The 13,918-nt window shown below is 63.5% G+C and carries 8 protein-coding genes; 5 read left to right on the plus strand and 3 right to left on the minus strand.

Translation table 11 applies throughout. The features are described from left to right. Positions 1-323: 323 nt before the first annotated feature. The 4 genes from J4O76_RS16110 (at position 324) to J4O76_RS16125 (ending at position 5,999) form a co-directional block, all read left to right on the plus strand. Positions 324-1,337: a cupin-like domain-containing protein gene (locus J4O76_RS16110; RefSeq protein ID WP_426282859.1), complete on the plus strand. Its 1,014-nt coding sequence runs from the start codon at positions 324-326 to the stop codon at positions 1,335-1,337. A 77-nt stretch (positions 1,338-1,414) separates the two neighbouring features. Next, entirely contained in the window at positions 1,415-2,539 is a 1,125-nt protein-coding gene (locus J4O76_RS16115; RefSeq protein WP_426282926.1) for an ROK family transcriptional regulator, read from the plus strand. Positions 2,540-2,638: 99 nt separating this feature from the next. Beyond that, positions 2,639-5,167: a glycoside hydrolase family 3 N-terminal domain-containing protein gene (locus tag J4O76_RS16120; RefSeq protein ID WP_426282927.1), complete on the plus strand. Its 2,529-nt coding sequence runs from the start codon at positions 2,639-2,641 to the stop codon at positions 5,165-5,167. Beyond that, positions 5,130-5,999, plus strand: a complete 870-nt coding sequence (locus J4O76_RS16125; protein ID WP_426282861.1) for a glycoside hydrolase family 16 protein — start codon at positions 5,130-5,132, stop codon at positions 5,997-5,999. Before J4O76_RS16120 ends, J4O76_RS16125 begins: the two co-directional genes overlap by 38 nt. Here the strand turns inward: J4O76_RS16125 and J4O76_RS16130 are convergent. The 3 genes from J4O76_RS16130 to J4O76_RS16140 are packed head-to-tail and all read right to left on the minus strand — an operon-like array spanning position 5,992 to position 10,399. Beyond that, complete coding sequence (locus J4O76_RS16130; protein ID WP_426282863.1) at positions 5,992-7,509, minus strand: tryptophan halogenase family protein; 1,518 nt, start codon at positions 7,507-7,509, stop codon at positions 5,992-5,994. The genes J4O76_RS16125 and J4O76_RS16130 overlap by 8 nt on opposite strands. Then, positions 7,506-8,939, minus strand: coding sequence for a tryptophan 7-halogenase (locus J4O76_RS16135; RefSeq protein WP_426282864.1), 1,434 nt, complete (start codon positions 8,937-8,939; stop codon positions 7,506-7,508). Before J4O76_RS16135 ends, J4O76_RS16130 begins: the two co-directional genes overlap by 4 nt. Further along, on the minus strand, positions 8,936-10,399 hold the full coding sequence (locus tag J4O76_RS16140; protein WP_426282865.1) for a tryptophan halogenase family protein: 1,464 nt from the start codon (positions 10,397-10,399) through the stop codon (positions 8,936-8,938). Before J4O76_RS16140 ends, J4O76_RS16135 begins: the two co-directional genes overlap by 4 nt. A gap of 258 nt (positions 10,400-10,657) precedes the next feature. Between J4O76_RS16140 and J4O76_RS16145 the strand changes: the two genes are divergently transcribed. Further along, positions 10,658-13,867, plus strand: coding sequence for a TonB-dependent receptor (locus J4O76_RS16145; RefSeq protein WP_426282866.1), 3,210 nt, complete (start codon positions 10,658-10,660; stop codon positions 13,865-13,867). Positions 13,868-13,918 lie beyond the last annotated feature (51 nt).

The raw sequence follows: 13,918 nt of genomic DNA on the forward strand, positions 1-13,918 counted from the left end.
GACGAACCGGATTGGCGCAACGAACGATAAAGTCTGTCCAGGTTTGCCGAGCGTAATCCGCTGCTCGACTTCAACCCCGGTCACCTTATGATCGGTGCCCGTCTCTGGCCGCAGTATCACCGTTAGTGAAGACAGGGATCCAGACCCGCCCTTGCTATTGTCGCAAGCGATTAAAACCGGTGCCGGTAAAGCTGTCAGCAATCGCCAACCGCGGCAATGGAATCAGTCCCAGTTTCGCGCGGCAGATCGTCCTGTTGAACGTTTCAGTGCGGTTGCCGCGCTCCAGCCTTTCGTTTCCGGGACAACCAAGGCAAAGCGGCCGCATGGAGACGATCGGCAAACCGGTTCGCGAATGGCACGGCGTCACGCGGCAGATTTTCGAGACTGAGGTCGTACCGATGGGTGAACCAGCGGTACTCCGCGGTCTCGTGGCGGATTGGCCGGCAACCATCGCTGGCAGCCGTACGGGCCGTGAACTGGTCGCATATTTGGCGTCCCATGACTCGGGCGCGCCGCTGTCGACCTATGTCGGCGCACCCGCCATCGCCGGCAGGTTCTTTTACCGGGAGGACATGAACGGCTTCAACTTCGACCGCGGGACAGCGCCGTTTCGCGCCGTAGCCGATATGTTGCTCGGCGATCTTGCTACGGGTGCGGGTCCGGCGATCTACAGTGGCGCTGCATCCGCGGTGGAACACTTCCCGACATTCGCCGCCGACAACCCCATGCCGTTGCTCGATCCGACGGCGACACCCCGGTTGTGGATCGGGAATGCGGTGACGGTATCGACGCATTACGACACCGCCGACAACATCGCCTGCGTGGCTGCAGGCCATCGCCACTTTACCCTGTTCCCCCCCGCACAGGTCGCCAACCTGTATGTCGGGCCTTTGGAAAACACGATTTCCGGTCAACCCGTCAGCATGGTCGACCCGTTGGCGCCCGACCTGGAGCGCTTTCCACGCTATGCCCTGGCGGCGGAGACTGCGCGGTCGGCGGTGCTTGCGCCCGGCGACGCGATCTATGTGCCGACGATGTGGTGGCATCACGTTCGCTCGACCGAACGCCTCAACCTGCTCGTCAATTACTGGTGGAGCCCGCCGAACGATGCGTCCGCGTTCGAAGCGCTGATCTATGCGATGTTGGCCGTTCGCAACCGGCCGGCAGTGGAACGCCAAAACTGGCGGGCGTTTTTCGATCACTATGTGTTCGATGCTGACGCTGCCGACGCGGAACATCTGCCCGAACATGCACGCGGTATCCTTGGCCCCAGCAGTCCTGCAAGAACGGCGCTCATGCGCGAGTTTCTCCAGCGTGGATTGGGACGAAGGTCTTGAACGACCGGCGACACGCTAGGCTGACGGTCAGTCTGTCAGGTACGAACCTCGAACGGGCAGCGGACTATAACCAGCGCGTGGTATTGCAGGCGATCCGCTTGCGAGAGGTGACCACACGGCAGGAGCTCGTCGCGGTGACGGGTCTGACGCCGCCGACCATCGCAACGATCACGCGGCGCCTGATCGCCGCTGGCCTGGTCCAGATCGTCGGACGGCTGCAACAGGGACGCGGGCAGCCTGCCGTGCAATTAGGGATAGATCCCGACGGTGCGTTCGGCATCGGGGTCAACATCGATCGCGACCATTTAACCTTGGTCATTCTCGATCTGGCCGGAAATGTCCGCGCGCGCGTTTCCCAGGACATTGCCTATGCCCTTCCCGAACACGTGCGCACATTCGTCGCCGGGGCGGTGAAGACCTGCTGCGAAAACCCTCGCGTCATGGTCGATCGGATAGTTGGCGCGGGCATCGCGGTGCCCGAACCGTTCAGCAAGGCCGGCTTTCACGATCAACCGGCCGGCTATTCGGTATGGAATGATCTCGACGTCGCAGGCTTGCTGTCGGACCTGATGCCTTGGCCGCTGCATGTCGACAACGATGCCGCAACGGCCGCGCTGGGCGAGCTGGAGTTTGGGTCGGGCCGCAATTGCCACAATTTCTTCTACCTGCTGATCGGTGCGGGTCTTGGCGGCGGCCTAGTGATCGATGGAAGCTATTATAGAGGCGCGTCTGCTAGAAGCGGAGAAGTCGGGTACATTTTGAGCCGGGTTCCTGCATCGAGCGGAAAGTCCATCGAAAGCCGCGTTTCGCTTTCCGCTCTGTACGATCGCCTGTCGGACGCTGGGTGCGCAAGTGGGACACTCGCCGCACTCGGCCTGGACGACGGTCGTACCAAAAGCGTCATCGACGCCTGGATTGCCGAAGCTGCCGAAATGCTGGTCGATCCGATGATCGCGATCAATTGCCTGATCAATCCGCAGGCTGTGCTGGTGGGAGGCCGGTTGCCCGAACCGCTGATCGATGCCCTGGTCGTGGCCTTGACGAATGCGCTCGCCGAGCACGCCGCAGATATGCCTTCGGTTGCGCCGATCAGGCGTGCGGCCATGGCCGCCGATGCACCAGCGGTTGGTGCGGCGCTGTTACCGTTCAGCGATCTCATGCTGCCCTCGGACGCTATCCTGATGAACGTCGGACGCGACTGAGCGCATTTTGTGAAAATCAAAATCAATATTGATTGACGAGACCTCCCGAGTGGTTTGAAACGCTGCCAATCCCGCAAGGCGGGAACCGGGGAGAGAATGATGAAGACGAAGCTTTCTGTTGCCAGCGTCCTGGCGTTGCTCGGTGGCGCCACGGCGATGGCGCAGACCGCGCCGACCTCGCTTTCCCCCGTCGCGCATCCCGAGACATGGCCAAAGGTGGCTGCGAAGCCGGCGCTCGATCCAACGCTCGAAGCTAAAATCGGCAAGATCCTTGCTGCCATGTCGATCGAGGACAAGGTCGGGCAAATCATCCAGGCCGATATCGCGACCGTGAAGCCCGAGGACCTCAAGACATACAAGCTTGGCTCGGTACTGAACGGCGGGAATTCGGCGCCCAACAACGATGAACTGGCACCGCCGGCGGAATGGCTGAAGCTGGCCGACGCGTTCTACGACGCCTCGATGCAGCGCAACGATGGTCGGCCGAAGATCCCGACGATCTGGGGCACCGACGCGGTCCATGGCAACAACAACATCGTCGGTGCCACCCTGTTTCCGCACAATATCGGGCTGGGTGCGGCACGGGACCCCGCGCTGATGGAGAAGATCGGCCGCATCACGGCACGCGAGACGGCCGCTGCCGGACTCGACTGGAGCTTCGCGCCGACACTGGCGGTCGTGCAGGACGATCGGTGGGGGCGCACGTACGAGAGTTATTCGGAAGAGCCCTCCGTGGTGGCCAGCTATGCAGGTCCGGTCGTCACCGGAATCCAGGGCAAGGTGGGTTCGCGCGATTTCATGACGCCCGGCCACGTCATCGCCACCACCAAGCATTTCGTCGGGGACGGCGGCACGGGTGGACGAGATCAGGGCGATACCAAGGTGTCGGAGGTCGTGCTGCGCGACGTTCACGCGGCGGGATACCCGCCCGCGATCGAAGCTGGCACCCTGACCGTGATGGCCAGCTTTTCGAGCTGGAACGGCGAGAAGATGCACGGCAACAAGACATTGCTGACCGACGTGCTGAAGGGCCGGATGGGCTTCAACGGCTTCGTGGTCGGCGACTGGAACGCACACGGCCAGATTGCCGGATGCACCAACGAAAGCTGCGCTGCGGCGATCAACGCCGGTCTCGACATGTTCATGATGTCGGGCGATTGGAAGGCGTTATACCGCAACACGCTGGCGCAGGCCAAGTCGGGCGAAATCGTGCCGGCGCGTCTAGACGACGCGGTTCGTCGTATCCTGCGCGTAAAGATGCTCGCCGGTACCTTCACGGCGGGCAAGCCCTCGGCGCGACGCTATGCCGGGCAGTTCGGCCTGATCGGATCGCCGGAAGGCCATGCCATCGGACGTCAGGCGGTTCAGGAATCGCTCGTGCTGCTCAAGAATAACGGGGGTGTTCTGCCGCTCAAGCCCAAGGCGAATATCCTCGTCGCGGGTATCGCTGCCGACGATGTGGCGCAGCAGGCCGGCGGCTGGTCGATCACCTGGCAGGGGACGGACGTGCCGAAGCGCGGCTTTCCCAATGCGACATCGATCTGGAGCGGCATCGACCAGGCCGTTCGCGCTGGCGGCGGAACTGCCACCTACTCGCCGACGGGCGCGTATTCCGCGAAACCCGACGCTGCCATCGTCGTGTTCGGCGAGACCCCTTATGCCGAGTTCATGGGCGACCGACCGACGCTGGAATACTCACCGGGCGACAAGAACGATGTCGCGCTGCTCCGCAAACTGAAAGCGGCGGGCATCCCCGTCGTCGCCGTTTTCCTGTCGGGCCGTCCGATGTGGGTAAACGCCGAACTCAACGCTTCGGATGCTTTCGTCGCGGCGTTTCTGCCGGGGAGCGAAGGCGCGGGCGTCGCCGACGTGCTGTTTGCCGGCAAGGATGGCAAACCCGTTCATGACTTTCGGGGCAAGCTGTCCTTCTCTTGGCCTAAGCGTCCCGACCAGTATGTCTTGAATGCGCGTGATCCGAATTACGACCCGCTGTTCAAGTTCGGTTACGGCCTCACCTATGCGGATCGCACCTTGGTCGGCACGCTGGACGAGACCCGTCCCGCGGGGATGGCGGTAGACGCAGGCGGCGTCTTCTTCACGAAGGGGCGCGTACCCGAAGCGTGGAGCCTGTCGCTCGGCGAAGGCGACCGGGGATCGACCCGCATCGTCGGCAACAGTGGCCGGAGCCCGGGTGGCGCGCTGACGATCGCCGGTATCGATCGCAATGCCCAGGAAGACGCCCGACGCTTTACCTGGACCGGCACGCGCGAGGCGGACGTCAGGATCGAGGCCAATGCGCCGCTCGACATCGCCCGCGAGGCCAATGGCGAGCTGAGCATGATCGTCCAGTTCCGGATGGACGCGAAGCCCGTGTCCGCCGTTGCTCTCTCGATGGCCAGCCCCGGCAAAACCGCTGCGGTGCCGATCACCGGCATTTTACAGGCGGCACCGATCGGCGAGTGGAAGTCGATGGCGATCCCACTCAAGTGCTTCGTTGTCGCCGGGGTCGATCCGCACAAGGTCACCGAGCCGCTCGTCATCTCGACTCCGGGGAAACTGACGCTCTCGATCTCCGATGTTCGTCTGGCGCATGCCGACGGACCGGTCGCGGCGTGCCCGAGCCGCTGAGGTGACGATCGCCGCGATCCTCCTCGTCCTGCCGATGCAGACTTTGGCGGCGACCAATTATCAAGTCGCCGCCCCCATGCCTGCGCCGTCGACCAGGCCGAGTTGGGCGGACGAGTTCACAACGAAAGCCATCGACCAGACGAAGTGGCGGTTCGATACGGCCAATAACAAGACCGGCTGGTTCAATCACGAACGGCAATATTATGCTGCCGATCGCCCTGAAAATGCTCGTATCGAAGACGGCGCGCTCGTGATCGAAGCACGGCGTGAAAGCCTGCCGGACAAGCCCGACTGGGGCGGTCAGACCTACACCTCCGCCAAGCTCGTGAGCCGCGTATCGCACGATTATGGCTTCTACGAAATTCACGCGATGCTTCCGTGTGCGCGGGGTACATGGCCCGCACTATGGCTGTTGCCGCGGACCGGAAAATGGCCGGACGCCGGCGAGATCGACGTCATGGAGATGGTGGGCTGGCAACCGAACATCGTCCACGCCACGCTCCACACCGCTGCATTCAATCACGCCAAGGGTACCCAGCGCGGCGGCCAGATCGATGTCCCGACGGCCTGCACCGCCTATCACCGCTATCAACTCGACTGGCGCCAGGACTCGATCACCATCGGCGTCGACGACAAGGCATACATGCGCGTCGCGAACGATCGGCGGGGTGGAGCCGATGCCTGGCCCTTCACCCGCCCCTATGACCTGATCCTCAACCTCGCCATCGGCGGCGATTGGGGCGGCGTGAAAGGTATCGACGACGCGGCCCTGCCCCAGCGAATGCGGATCGACTATGTCCGCTACTGGAAACCGGATCGGCGCATCAGATAGCGGCGCAGTGTGCGCGGATATAGTCCGATTGCGACGGCATCTGCGCGATCGTCTGGCGGATACCCAGCCGCATCCGCTCCACCGCCTCCACGAGTTTTCGCTCGTCGAGCCCGTCGACGATCGGGTCGTACCCTTCGGGCGTAACGCCCTGCCCCAACATCACCGCGACCCAGCTCGCCAGCGAGAACAGTTCGTCGTCATAGCGGAAGAAGCGGCCCTTCGCCTGAAACAGTTCGGTCTTCCGGCGCAGGCTGTCCGGCACGGTCATCGTCCGCACATGGTTCCAGAACGGCGAATCGTCCCTCGTCGTCGCATGATAATGCAGGATGATGAAGTCGCGCACGCCATCATAGGCGCTACCCATCAGGCGGTCATATTCGCCGGCCTCCACCTCGAGAAACCGTCGATCCGGGAACAGGGCGAGAAGCTTGGCGATCCCGGTCTGGATCAGGTGGATCGAGGTCGATTCGAGCGGTTCCAGAAAGCCGCCGGAAAGGCCAAGCGCGACCACGTTGCGGTTCCAGAACCGCTTTCGCCGCCCCGTCGCGAACGCCAGACGTCGCGGATCGGCGATCGGCGGCCCCTCGACGGCCGCGAGCAGCGTCGCCTGCGCGTCCTCGTCGGAGATATGCGCGCTCGAATAGACATAGCCGTTGCCGGTGCGGTGTTGCAGCGGGATGCGCCACTGCCAGCCGGCGCTTCGGGCGGTCGCGCGGGTGAACGGTACGGGGTCGCCGATGTTCGCCGTGGGCACCGCGACGGCGCGGTCGCACGGCAGCCAGTGGCGCCAATCCTCATACCCCGTCTTCAGCGCGCCTTCGATCAGGAGACCGCGGAATCCCGAGCAATCGACGAACAGCTCACCTTCGATGCGACGTCCGTCCTCCAGCGTCAGCGCCTCGACGAATCCGTCTTCGCCGCGCAATCCGACATCGACGATCCGCCCCTCGATACGCTCGACGCCGCGCGCTTCGGCATAGGAGCGCAAATATCTCGCGTAGAGCCCGGCGTCGAAATGGAACGCGTAGGGCAATGATCCGAATGGCGATCGGGGATCGGGCGATTGCCTAGCAAACCGCCCCGCCGCCGCCGCCACTGCGCACGGCGCGTAATGCCAGATGTCGGCGCACCGGCCCTGCTGGGCGAGCTTGAGGAAGAACTGATGGAAGTTCAGCCCTTCGATATCGTGCCCGAACTGGCCGAAGGGGTGAAAATAGCGTTCGCCGATTTTGCGCCAGTCGACGAACTCGATGCCGAGCTTGAACGTGCCTTGCGTCTGCGCGACGAAATCATCCTCGTCGATGCCCAGCATCTGATTGAACGTCGCGATCGTCGGGATCGTCGCCTCGCCGACCCCGACTGTGCCGATCTCCTCGCTCTCGATCAGGCGGATACGCGGCTGCCCCTGCTCCTTGCCACCGCCAAGGAATTTGGACAGCGCCGCCGCCGCCATCCAGCCGGCGGTGCCGCCGCCGACGATGACGACCTCGCGGATGGTGTGTTCGCTCATGCGTTGGTCCTCAGACTTGCCAAATACGCGCGGTGTGTCGGGGCAGCGGCGACCGCCTTCGACAACCGCGCTCGAAAATCCGCCATCGCGGCGCGCGCCCGCTTCGGATCGATAGCTGCGGTAAGCACGTCGCCACGTTGTGGCAGGATACCCTGCCCGAGCAGCACCGCGTACCAGCTGTCCCGATCGAAGCTCTCCCCATCGCGGATCGGCAAACGTCCCCGTTCGCGAAACAGCGTCAGCGTCTCTGCCAGCAACGGCGGCAGAGTTGCGTTACGTGCCGCCTGCCAGAACGGCTCGGGACGATCGGACGTCGCGTAGTGCAGGATCAGGAAATCACGGAGCCGGTCCGCCTCCTGTCCCGTCTCGCGGTTATAATAAGCGAGTTCGACCTCGTCGAAATCTCGATCGGGCAGCGACGCGACCAGTCGATCGATCTGCGTATGCAACACGTGCAGCGGTGCGGCTTCCAGCGGTTCGACGACGCAATCAGCCTCGCCGATCGCCACGACGTTGCCGATCCAGGCGCGCGATCGCCTTCCGCTCCGGAACCGCCGAACGTCACCCGGCTCGGCGCGCACGCCGCTTGCATAGACGATGGTCGTATCGGTTCTGCCGGGCAGGCACGACGTCAGGCGCCACCCGCCATCGATCGCCTCGACACGCTCGAGAGGTGACAGGAACGGATCGGGAAGCGCGGCATCCGATGGCCTACGCATCTGGACGACGCTGTCGCATGGCAACCACGGCGACCAATCCTGCCAATCGTCGCCGAACTGGGTGATAAGGTGCGCATCGGCGTTGGTCGCGTCGATGTAGAGGTCCGCCTCCAGACGCCCTCCATCGTCCAGGTGAAGTGCCGTTACGCGATCACCGTCCGTCTCGGCTTTTCGCAGCCCGCTGGCAGTCACCACGACGCCCAGATGTCGGGCATAGGCTTCGATGAACCGGCGATAGACGGGCTGATCGAGCTGTAGCCCGTTGGCATAGCCACCGAGTATGTCCGCGCGCGGCGGTACGAACCGACCCGCTGCCGCCAACGCGGCCGCCGGTGCAAAGCTATCGAAGGCCTCGGTGCCGCCCAGGCCTGCCCACAGAGTGGCGAATGGTACACCATCGATCGGCATCCCAGCGGGGCCATAGGCGTGGGTATAGTCGCCCCCGCTCCACCTCACGAACCGGGCGCCGAGCCGGATGCTCGCGCCGGTCCGCGTCAGGACATCGCGCTCGTCCAACCCGATGTCCGTGTGGAACTCCCCGATCGACGGCGATGCACCGCCGAACAGGTCGACGAAGCCGGGACGCAGTTCCGCGACCGGGATCAATGCGACCGAGATACCGGGGACACGCGCCTTCAACGCAGCCGCGGCGCTCCAGCCCGCAACGCCGTCGCCGACCACTGCGATCGTCCTGATGCGCATATCGCTCATGCAGCCGCCGCCCCCGATTGCGCGATATAGGCGGCGTGGTCGGGCATGGTCATGACAGCGTCCCGCGTTTCGGTGCGCAGCCGTGCCAGCGCCTGGACCAGCGCGGCATCGGACGGCCGGTCCGCACGCTGGTCATATCCTTTCGGCACCACGCCCTGCCCGAGATACACGGCGATCCAGCTCGGCTCGAGGAATACGCCTTCGCGGTAGGTCATCACGCGCCCCCGCTGGCGGAACAACGTCATTTTCTCCGCGAGCGTGTCGGGTACGTCCATCGTCCTAACATGATCCCAGAACGGTGAATCGTCGCGCGTCGTCGCATGGTAATGCAGGATCAGGAAGTCGCGGATACGGTCGTACTCCAGATCAACCACCCGGTTGAACGCATCACGATCGATCGGCGAGATCGGCGTGGCGGGGAACAGTTCCAGCAGCTGCGTGATCGCCAGCTGGATCAGATATATGCTCGTCGATTCCAGCGGCTCGAGGAAGCCACCGGCAAGCCCTACGGCGATGACGTTCCCGACCCAGCTGCGCGCTCTCCGGCCAGCCTTGAAACGCAGCATGCGCGGGTCCGCCAGCGGCGTGCTTTCGATCGACCGCAACAAAGCGTCCTGCGCCGCGCCGTCGTCGAGATGCGCGGACGAGTAGACATAGCCGTTGCCGACCCGGTGCTGGAGCGGAATACGCCATCGCCAGCCGGCAGGCATCGCGGTTGCCGTGGTGTAGGGCTTCAGCGTTCCCGCGTCGGCGCAGGGCACCGCGACTGCACGGTCGCACGGCAGCCAATGCGACCAGTCTTCGAACGGCTCGCCCATCGCCTGTCCGAGCAGCAGCGAGCGGAACCCCGAGCAGTCGATGAACAGGTCGCCCGTAATTCGTTGGCCGTCGTCGAGCATGACCGCCACGACATCACCCGTGGCGCTCTGTTCGACATCGACCACGCGTCCTTCGGTTCGCGCCACCCCCTGCCGCTCGGCCCGCGCACGGAGAAACGGAGCGTAGCGCGTCGCGTCGAACTGATACGCGTAGCCAAACGTCGACAACAACGAGCGCGGATCCTCCAGGGGCGGCGCGAACTTCGCGTGGCGGGCGGCGACGACCGGCAGCGAATAATCCGGAAGCGTGGCAATCTGTCCGGCACGGCTGAGATAATGGTGGAATCCTACCCCGTCGACATCGTGTCCGAAGGCGCCGAACGGATGGATATAGCTGTCGCCGATCCGCGCCCAGTCGCAGAACTCGATGCCGAGCTTGAACGTCGCGCCGGTCGCTCGCATGAACTCCGCCTCGCCGATGCCCAGACGCGTGTTGAACGCGCGGATATGGGGCAGCGTAGCCTCGCCGACACCGACGATGCCGATCTCTTCGGACTCGACGAGGTGGACCTCCGCAACCGATCGACCAGCAACGGCCGCAAGCGCAGCGGCAGTCATCCAGCCTGCGGTACCTCCGCCCACGACGACAACCTTGGTAGGAGTGCGCGAAGCCGAATTGATAGCGATATCCTCTCCAGTTTGGCCGGTACGGTTATGCCGATCTCAGCGACTGTGACCTGTAGGCAACATATGAATGAAAATCAAAACAGTTATACCTCAAGACCACACGTCAACCATTGTCCCGCCGCCGGAACGCGAGCTACCGAGCACCATCACTCGCGTCTTTGCGAGAAAGAGAGTCGGCGCACATTCGTAGCTCGACCTCGGGGGAGAAACTGAATGCACGTCATTGCCTCGCGTAGCGCGCACCTATCTTTCGTCCGCTCGCTGGGTATCGGTGTGTCCGCATTGGCACTCACGTCCGGTGTGCAAGCCTTCGCGCAGACGGTGACGCAGCCGACCGCGCCCACGACCAATTCCCAGGACGGCGGCATATCGCGGTCGACCGATCCCGTAGTGTCCGGCGCCGCCGCACCCGACGCGCAGACGGGGACGCCGGCTACGGGGCAGGATCCCGTTGCAGCCCAGACCGACGCAGCAACCGGTGACGAAATTGTCGTTACCGGCATCCGCGCCAGCCTGGCGAACTCGCAGGGTATCAAGCGCGATGCCGACACCGTCGTGGACGCGATCACTGCCGAAGATATCGGCGCCCTGCCGGACCGCTCGGTAACGGAGGCGCTCCAGCGCGTTCCCGGCGTCTCGATCAGCCGCTTCGCAGCCGGCAACGACTCCGATCACTTCTCGGTCGAGGGTTCCGGGATCGTCATTCGCGGACTGAACTACGTCCGCTCCGAATTCAACGGTCGCGACAGCTTCTCGGTCAATGGCGGCCGCGCGCTCAACTTCCAGGACGTCTCGCCCGAATTGCTCGGCTCGGTCGAAGTCTACAAGAACATGACCGCCGACCAGATCGAGGGCGGGATCGCCGGAACGGTCGTCCTCAACACGCGCAAGCCTTTCGATAGCAAGGAACCGGTCGTCTACGTGTCCGCGGACATGAACTACGGCGATTTCTCCAAGAAGGGCTCACCCTCCATCTCAGGCCTTGCGTCGAAGAACTTCGACACGAGCATTGGTCGTTTTGGCGTGCTCGTCGGCGGGTCGTATTCGCAGCTCTTCAGCCGCGCAGACGGCCTGCAGGTCACGAACTACCAGGCCCGCTTCAACGGTTCGCAGGACATCAACGGCGACGGGGTAAACGAAACCGACACCCTGGCAGGGCTTGCCCCGGGCCAGGTCGCGTACGCGCCAGTGGGCGCCGGCGTACGGACGCAGGAGTTCAACCGCGAGCGCATCGGTGCGGCAGGCGCGCTGCAGTTCGAATCGAACGACAAGTCGCTGCTCGCTACGCTGCAATTCGTGCGCAGCGACGCGCGCCAGACCTGGGGCGAGCGCACCGTGGAAACCGTGTCCGACGGCATCGACCGCGCCACCGCGCCGCGGCCGGGGACCAACTATACCTTTGGCGACGACGGCCTTTTCGAAACTGGTACGATTTCGCTCGACCGCGGTTACGTACCGGCCGGTGGGCAGCAACGCGGCATGGTGACGCAGCTTTCGAATCGCGGCGTGAAGACGCGTGCAGTGACCAATGATTTTGGCGGCAACGTGAAGTGGCAGGCAACCGAAAAGCTCTCCTTCAACTTCGATGGCCAGTACGTAAAATCGACCACGAAGCAGACGGATCTTTCGGTCTATGGATCGACGTTCTCGGACGTCGCGCTCGACCTCACCGGCAACACGCCCGACATCAGCTTCCTCGCCCCTAACGGCGCCAACAGCCAGGCGTATTTTGCGGATCCGGCGAACAGCTATTATCGCGCTGCGATGGACCATTTCGAGGACAACAAGGGCCATGAATGGGCGTTCAAGGCGGACGCGACGTATGATTTCGGCGACGACAGCTTCCTGAAGAAGGCCAAGGTTGGTGCCCGCTATGCTGACCGCGACCAGACGGTGCGGTATTCGCTGTATAACTGGGGCGTGCTGAGCGAAGTCTGGGATGGGTCCGGCCCGGTTACGTTCGCGGAAACCAACTCCAACAGCTATGGCCTTTTCAGTTTCGACAACGTGTTCCGCGGTGACGGTCCATCCGGACTCGGCGCGAATTACATCAACGGCAACCCTGCCTCCAGCTACGATGCCGTCACCGCACAGGCGCAGGCCGTCAATGCGATCTGGCGTAACCAAAAGGGCTCGACATCCGGCGGATGGACGCCTGCCGGCCAGCGCGCCGGCGTGGTCGCCGGCACCAGCTTCCTGCCGAGCGAGGTTTACACCAATTCCGAAGAGACCAAAGCGGCGTACGCCCGGCTCGACTTCGGTACGCAGGGCAACGACCTGTTCGGAGGCCTGAAGGTCTCGGGTAACGTCGGCCTCCGCTACATCCAGACGACGGACAAGGCGAACGGCTTCTTCACGTTCCCGACGCGCAACCAGATCATCGGCAGCGCTGCCAGCGTCGCGACCTTCTGTGGCCAGCCCGCACAGACGAGCCCGTTCTGCGGCCTTACATCGGCGCAGCAGCAGGACGTTCTGACGTTTTCCAATGGAACCGCGATCAACCAGACGACGCGCAACCGCTTCGATCACTTCCTGCCGAGCTTCAACCTCAAGGTTGGCATTACGCCGAACCTGATCTCGCGCTTCGCCTATTCGAAGGCGATCTCGCGGCCGGGCTTCGAGCAGTTGCAGAGCACCACCCTGATCGCACCGACCAGCGGGCTTTCGGTGTTCCAGCTCGAAGGCGGCAGCCGGAATTCCAATCCGTTCCTGAAACCCGTCGAGGCGAACCAGTTCGATCTCACCGCGGAATGGTATTTCGCAAAGGTCGGGTCGTTGACCGCGGCGGCGTTTTACAAGGATCTGTCGAACGTCATCGTCGCGAACGTGGCGCAAACCCGCTCGATCACGAACAACGGCATCACCCAGAACGTGTTGTTCGTGGCGCCACAGAACGCGGACAGCCACAGCAACGTGAGGGGCTTCGAACTCGCCTATCAGCAGACCTATGATTTCCTTCCGGGGCTGCTGTCTGGGCTCGGCGTGCAGGCCAACTATACCTTTGTCGACCCGTCCAACATCCCGCAGGGCCGTGGCGCACAGGCCACTTCGCCGACCACGACGATCGACGTCTCTCGCCTGCCGCTCGAAGGGCTTTCGCGCCATACGATCAACGGCACGCTATTCTATGAAAAGGGACCATTGTCGTTGCGCGCTGCGTACAACTGGCGATCGAGGTATTTGCTGACGATCCGTGACGAGATCGCGCCATTCCTGCCGATCTATGCCAGTGCGTTCGGACAGCTCGACGGGACGATCCTGTACTCGGTCAACGACAACTTCAAGATCGGCTTCCAGGGGGTAAATCTCCTCGACAGCACGACGAAGACGGAATCGGTCGTCAATGCCGAGGGGCTGCGCGCGCCGCGCAGTTACTTCAAGAACGATCGTCGATTCTCGCTGACCACACGGCTGAAGTTCTAACCCAGGCGCAGGCCTGACACCGTCGTCAATGCTGCAGCTTCCTGTCATTGC

Source organism: Sphingomonas sp. NFX23 (assembly GCF_049887795.1).
Lineage (GTDB): Bacteria > Pseudomonadota > Alphaproteobacteria > Sphingomonadales > Sphingomonadaceae > Sphingomonas.